The 6,169-nt window shown below is 54.9% G+C and carries 6 protein-coding genes, 1 tRNA gene and 1 pseudogene; 4 read left to right on the top strand and 4 right to left on the bottom strand.

Translation table 11 applies throughout. The annotated features are described in order from the left end of the window. Window positions 1-544: 544 nt before the first annotated feature. Both V7650_RS15505 and V7650_RS15500 read right to left on the bottom strand, forming a co-directional pair. Window positions 545-742, bottom strand: a pseudogene (locus V7650_RS15505) (transposase); the annotation flags it as partial. Further along, entirely contained in the window at window positions 733-969 is a 237-nt protein-coding gene (locus V7650_RS15500; protein WP_335657148.1) for a hypothetical protein, read from the bottom strand. The gene V7650_RS15500 and the pseudogene V7650_RS15505, both read right to left, overlap by 10 nt. A gap of 357 nt (window positions 970-1,326) precedes the next feature. Here V7650_RS15500 and V7650_RS15495 point away from each other — a divergent pair, with 357 nt between their 5' ends. The 4 genes from V7650_RS15495 (at window position 1,327) to V7650_RS15480 (ending at window position 4,915) form a co-directional block, all read left to right on the top strand. After that, the gene (locus V7650_RS15495) at window positions 1,327-2,034 is read left to right on the top strand and encodes a ThiF family adenylyltransferase (protein ID WP_335657147.1); all 708 of its coding nucleotides are present in this window, start codon (window positions 1,327-1,329) and stop codon (window positions 2,032-2,034) included. 487 nt (window positions 2,035-2,521) lie between these two features. Continuing rightward, window positions 2,522-2,755, top strand: a complete 234-nt coding sequence (locus V7650_RS15490) for a DUF3489 domain-containing protein (protein ID WP_335657146.1) — start codon at window positions 2,522-2,524, stop codon at window positions 2,753-2,755. Continuing rightward, on the top strand, window positions 2,752-3,219 hold the full coding sequence (locus tag V7650_RS15485; protein ID WP_335657145.1) for a DUF2924 domain-containing protein: 468 nt from the start codon (window positions 2,752-2,754) through the stop codon (window positions 3,217-3,219). Before V7650_RS15490 ends, V7650_RS15485 begins: the two co-directional genes overlap by 4 nt. After that, window positions 3,206-4,915: a recombinase family protein gene (locus V7650_RS15480; RefSeq protein ID WP_335657144.1), complete on the top strand. Its 1,710-nt coding sequence runs from the start codon at window positions 3,206-3,208 to the stop codon at window positions 4,913-4,915. Before V7650_RS15485 ends, V7650_RS15480 begins: the two co-directional genes overlap by 14 nt. A 237-nt stretch (window positions 4,916-5,152) precedes the next feature. Here the strand turns inward: V7650_RS15480 and V7650_RS15475 are convergent. Beyond that, a tRNA-Thr gene (locus V7650_RS15475) sits at window positions 5,153-5,228 on the bottom strand. Window positions 5,229-5,258: 30 nt separating this feature from the next. After that, a complete protein-coding gene (locus tag V7650_RS15470) occupies window positions 5,259-6,131 on the bottom strand; it encodes a hypothetical protein (protein WP_335657143.1) in 873 nt (290 codons plus the stop codon). Window positions 6,132-6,169: the final 38 nt, after the last annotated feature.

Below are 6,169 nucleotides of genomic sequence, written 5' to 3'. Positions count from 1 at the left end.
TTGCTTCACCCGCGCAGTCGCGCAATAACGATGCCGAGACTCTAATCGCAAATGGATGAACGTTGGGGGTCACGTCAGGAAGCCAAAAGCACAGCGGTGCCTGCCCGATGGCTGCATCCGTGGAACCCATCCCCAGATGTAACGTTAACAATGAAAGGGATCGCTAGATTAAGCTGACATAGACGCGACCTACAGGTCTTTTATTTCTGAAGTGCTTCGCGGTAACGCAAACTTTTATTCAGTTTTTCCACTCTCGTCGTTAATTTTTCTTTAAGCATTTTTTTTCGCTCATGGCGAGTCATAATCAAGCTAATCGTTAGAAAAGCGAGATAAATTCTATCAATTAATCTGTTATGTTTTGACGGAAAGCACCGCTTTTGCGCCATTTTCGTGGTTTACGAAGTGGGATCATACCTAGCCGATGATCATACTTAATGTTCTGATATGATACATTATTTCCGGTCACTCATAAGCGAATTTTGGCCAATTTCCACCCGCGAGTTGTCCTTGGCTGTCTTCGAATGAAGTGGCGCTTAAATCACGATTTCTTTAGATCGCGGGCTTCCTTACGAAGATCACGGACCTCGTCGCTGTTGGCAGCGCGCGCCGTATCGCCAGCAAACCTGCGCTTACCGGCTTTCATAAAATTCTTCGACCATTTGTAATATACGCCCTGCGCGATACCTTCACGGCGGCATAGTTCGGCAATGCTGTCATCGCGCAGACCGTCGATCACGATCCGGCCGAGCTTATTTGTCCGAATGCACCTGCCAGGTCGCGGTGATTGTGTTTGCCCTTGCCGGACTGGATATGGCCAACCGTCGGCACATTGTATGGTAAGTCCCCAAAAACGAGAACGGCCAGCCTGCCGTCGAACACCAGTTCCACATAGCAGGTATCGGCCGCATCGCCGCAGCCGATCTGGTGAGGCCCTGCGATCCAGATATCGCCATTCCGCGAAACCGGCATGATCCCCGGATCGGGGAGCTCGACCCTCTCTTCCTGCGGAGCGGGCTTGTCATCAAGAATCGCAAAATCCAGGTCCGCGGCGCTGAAGCCGGTAATGTCCAGGCAGTCGGAATCGAACAGCGCTTCAAGCTCTTCCTTGAGAAGATCCTCGTCCCATGATGAGAGCTCGCTGCATGGGTGGGTGTCATCGGTTTGCCATCGGGATCTGTTATCATTCCGGTTAGCAGGCCGGGATTGCCGCTTTTCGTGCTAAGCGCATTTGTGCGTCGATTTATCTGGAAGTTGGACTGGACAAGACCAAACAGCTCTTGAGAGATGATCCGTCCTCAATCTTTTTGGAATGATCGGCAAATTACTATGATGACTGGACAGCGAGTTGTGTCGGTCAACCCCGCCGCGAAAAGCGTCACGACCAAGGGCGGTGAAATTATCGAATATGATAAACTCGTCTGGTCTACCGGTGGTAGTCCAAGAACGTTACGGGTGGGCGTGATGGACGGCGATCGTGTCGAGGCTAGAAATCTCTGCAGGCATATATTGTCGATCGAGGATGTCGGACACTTCAAGGCGATTGCCCTCGCCCGTCGGCTGAGCACCGCTATGCCCGATGCCGACATTAAGCCGATTCGGACCAATTTTCCGCCAATCGAGGACTCCTCACGCATTGTAGTGCAGGGTTTCGACGTGATTGTCGATTGCACGGGGTCGGATGTGGTCCTCGACGATCTTGCCGCCTACCCGTGGAACGAGGAGAAGATTTTCATCAGCCTCGGGATGACATGGGCCGCCGAAGGTCTTGTGGCGTTTGCAGCGCCGGAGTCCATATTCCCGTCTCTGGATGCTCGAAGCTTCTTCGCTGAAGTCGCTCCGCATCGACCGGATGAGGAGATGCCGATGGAAGGCCTCGGTCGTTGGCATCCTGTCTTCCCGGCACGAGCTAACGACACGATGTTTTGGGCCTCGCAGGGTGTAAGCTTCATCCAGCAAGCAATACTCGAAAGGAGCCGCAAACGCGTGCATTATCGTCGAACTGCGGGCGGCGGGGTTGAACGCAATGACTATTGAGATGAGTCCGATGCTGTTCAGCGGACAGGGCGGATAATCCGGGTGCAGGCGACGGACAGAAGTTGACTTAGAAGGCGTCACGATCATCGTGCCGTCGAAGGGCGAGTGGACTGAATGCCTCCTATCACGTCCGGAATAGTTCGGTGGCTTTCGGGAGCTCTTCACCTGAAACGTGCCTGCCAGCAGACGGCCCAGAAGCACCCGCTGTCTCGGCCTACCCGGACGTCCGCTAATCACCCAGTGGTGCCGTTCCGGCGCGAACAAAATTCTGAGCCCTTAGCGGCAGCTTTCAGAATCGAAAATGGGGTGTTTGCCGAATGGGTGTTTTTATTAAAATTCAGCAAATCCACTGGACTTCGTCGTTGGTTCGAGCATTGCTGTTGGTGTCGCAGGGTAATGTTCGCGACAGGCCGCAGGGGTAAATTACCACCTGCGGCTTGTCTCAGTGGAAGCGATGGATCCTCCAGCGCCGCACGGGAGAACCCCAATGCCAACCACAAAAGCAAAACCGCAAACCAAGTCTGACACTGTTATCGCACTATTAGGCCGAGCCAAAGGCGCAGCGCTGGACGAGATATGCAAAGTGACCAACTGGCAACCCCATAGTGTCCGGGCCTTCCTTTCGGGCTTGAGAAAAAAAGGCCATAATATCCTCAAGACAAGCCGCGACGGTGCGCCCTGCTATCACATCGCGCCTGAGAAAATCGGTGATCGATCGTGAGCGGGCTTTCCGACCGGCTCGAAGCCATATCGTCGATGTCGCTGACCGAACTCGGTTCAGAATGGGAACGGCTCTATAAAAAGCCAACACCCACGCTTGGTGCCGACCTGTTATTCCGCAGCATCGCCTATCGCCTGCAAGAGCGTCAATATGGCGGCCTCACAACCACTGCGCGCCGCCAGATCAAACGGTTGGCGAAGCAGCTGGGCAGTGGCGCGGAAGTATCCATCAGTCGGCATGGCGACCTGAAGCCGGGAACGCGTCTCAGCCGCGATTGGCATGGAAACACGTGCCATGTGCTCGTGATGGAGGAGGGTTTCCTATTCGAGGACCGGCGCTATCGCTCCCTATCGCAAATCGCCAACGCTATAACCGGTACCAAATGGTCAGGGCCGAGGTTCTTCGGTCTTGCGGATCGTAAAGGCGCTGATCGCAAACCAAAGCGGGCTGATGCCGGTGTCTGAGCGTTGTTCTGCAAAACCCAATGGCCGCGGCGAAGGCGCAAAATCTATCCGCTGCGCTATCTATACTCGTAAATCAACCGAGGAAGGACTGGAGCAGGAATTTAACAGTCTTGATGCTCAGGCAGAAGCCTGCGCTGCCTATATAACCAGTCAGCGACATGAAGGCTGGAGCCCAGTTGATAAACAATATGATGATGGCGGATATTCGGGCGGAAGCATAGAAAGACCAGGCCTTAAAAGACTGATGGCTGATGTGGAAGCAGGCAAGGTCGATGTCATTGTTGTCTACAAAGTGGACCGGCTAACCCGCGCCCTATCCGACTTTGCAAAAATCGTTGATATATTGGACGGGGCAGGGGCTAGTTTCGTCAGTGTCACCCAGTCGTTTAATACTACTACCAGCATGGGCAGGCTGACATTGAACGTACTTTTATCCTTCGCGCAGTTCGAGCGCGAGGTGACCGGCGAGCGCATTCGTGACAAGATAGCTGCTTCCAAAAAGAAAGGCATGTGGATGGGAGGACCATTACCGCTCGGCTATGATGTCAAAGACCGAAAGCTGATGATTAACGAGAGGGAAGCGAAAATCGTCAGGCATATCTTCGAGCGCTATTGCGCGCTCAAATCCATCGGCGCGCTTGCAGGCGAACTCGAGCGCGATGGTATCCGCAGCAAACCACGAACCTATCGGGACGGACGCAAGGCTGGCAATCAGGTGTTTGGTAAAGGGGCCTTGGCCCATTTGTTGCAAAACCGCATTTTTATCGGCGAGATCACCCATAAGGACCAAAGCTATGCGGGCGAGCATAAGGCAATCATTGATCGCAAACTCTGGGGCACGGTGCAGGCTCTTATTCATGACAATCGCAACAATCATCGTTTGCAGTCCCAAGCTGATCAGCCGAGTCCATTTGCTGGAATGCTAACTGATGGATTGGGCAGGGCGATGACCCCGACACATGCGAAGCGCGCAAACAGACGATATCGCTATTACGTTACGCGGACTCAATCCGCCGATGGTAAATCGCCACCTGATGCATGGCGGATTCCGGCGAGGGAAATAGAACGGCCCGTCCAGTCGCGGCTCGCCGCATGGCTCCGGGACGAGGCAGGCATCGTTGCACAGTGTGGTGATTTGGTCAGCGAAGTACCATCCCAGAACCTGATCAGTGACTGCGTTGAGCTTGCGGTCAGAATCAAAACTGCGTCACCATCGCGGTTGCGGGATATTCTGCTTGGTATCGATTTAATGATTGAATTGGCAGATGATGCCGTCACTTTGAATTTTGATGCCAGCAAGTTGGCGCAGTATTTATATCCGAAACTGAGCATCAACGAGACCTCTGCCAAAGTAACAATCCCCATCGCGATGACTCTTGCCAAGCGGGGCCAGGAACTGAGACTGGTTTTTGCTTCCAGCGAACCGGTTCAAACCAAAAGAATCGATACAAAGTTGATTGCTCTGATTGCGAAAGCAGAAGCTGCATATTTCACCTTGGCCATCGGCGAGTCGGTTCATTCGGAGCAAAGGCCTCATCTGGCGAGGCTTGCGCGGCTAAAGTTTTTGGCCCCTGATATTGTTACCGCCATATTGGAAGGGCGGCAGCCTGCCATGCTTAGCGCTCGCAAGATGCTGCGCGCCACTTGCATTCCACATTGCTGGAAGGCCCAGAGGGTGTTTTTCGGGTTCGAATGACTCGATAGCCCGCAAAATAAGCCGCCGAACGCCAAAGCAACGAAATCCCCCAAAATCAGCATCCTACGACAGTTTTTGGCCGACGGAGAAAATACTCCATTTTCGGGTATTTAGCCGCAACTCAGCGGTCTCCGTGTCCTGGTCTGAACATTCATATCCGCCAAAAGCCGCAGAACTGCGGTATTGTCGGGTCCGTCGTCCGCGAATTTTTGGAGACCGTAAATGCAGAGGACTGGGTGGTGCCGAATATCCGACTCGAACGGATGACCTACCGCTTACAAGGCGGTTGCTCTACCAGCTGAGCTAATTCGGCATGCACTGGATTTGCTGCGCGCTATTAGCGTCAAACGACGCCAAAGGTCCAGCCTTCTTTTCGCGCGACCCGGTCCGTCATTGCCGGCGGGTTCCAGAGCGCCGGATCGGATGCAACCCGCTTCATCCATGCCGCCGTGATCAGGGCATCGGTGCTGTGATCGTCATAGCGGGTCAATTGCCTCGGAGGCTGCGTATCAAGCCGCCGCAGCGCGGTCTCGAGACCGGCCCGATCGCGGACCTTGCTGCGGCCCCTTGGCTGACCGGCTGCCAGGGCGGCGATGGTCGTGTAGATTTCGACGATCACCGGACCTTGTTCCGGAACCGGATCAAACGGCCAGACGGGGATGGCGCCGCCCAGCCGGTGCAGCAAGCGCATGCCGGTAAGGCTGGACTTGCCGACCTGTGCGGCTCCGATCAAGTTGAAGCAGCTGGCGCTATTGGCCTGCCCGGTGGCGCGCTGGTGGCGTTCGACCTCCCGCAGACGGCCTATACCCTTGCCGAACAGATCGCCAACTTGGTCACGGCTGTGGCGAAAATGGCGGCTTGCCTGATTGTGATCCAAGAAGGTCGGGACACTCAAATGCGGATCTTCACCGGAAATCCGGTCTACCATATGCCAGAGCGCCTTGGCATTGTCCGGGCTTTGATGCCAGTCCGGAAAATAGCCCTCCTCGTCGAGGAAGGGCAGGGCCATCGACAGGTCAAAGCCAATCAGAATATCCTCTGCCTCCGCTGCAAGACCCAAGAGCCATTCGAGAATATCCATCCGTGACCAACGCGGTTCGGGGGACAGCAGGCGCGGCGGGCCTTCTGGTCCGATTCTTGCCACCGCCAGGCCGCCAGGCCGTTCGGAGCGGGCGCCGGACCAGTCCACGCAGGCAAAATGGGTGAAGTGTCGCACAGCCTTTGTCTAGCGCAGCTGGAGCACAAAAGAAAAGG

Source organism: Parasphingorhabdus sp. (genome assembly GCF_036964565.1).
Taxonomy (GTDB): domain Bacteria; phylum Pseudomonadota; class Alphaproteobacteria; order Sphingomonadales; family Sphingomonadaceae; genus Parasphingorhabdus.
This window is presented reverse-complemented; position numbering and strand designations above follow the sequence as displayed.

Excerpts from the sequence above, each read along its gene's own strand:
- V7650_RS15500 (WP_335657148.1), bottom strand. The coding sequence starts at position 969 with ATGCCGGTTTCGCGGAATGGCGATATCTGGATCGCAGGGCCTCACCAG.
- V7650_RS15495 (WP_335657147.1), top strand. The coding sequence starts at position 1,327 with ATGATGACTGGACAGCGAGTTGTGTCGGTCAACCCCGCCGCGAAAAGC.
- V7650_RS15490 (WP_335657146.1), top strand. The coding sequence starts at position 2,522 with ATGCCAACCACAAAAGCAAAACCGCAAACCAAGTCTGACACTGTTATC.
- V7650_RS15480 (WP_335657144.1), top strand. The coding sequence starts at position 3,206 with ATGCCGGTGTCTGAGCGTTGTTCTGCAAAACCCAATGGCCGCGGCGAA.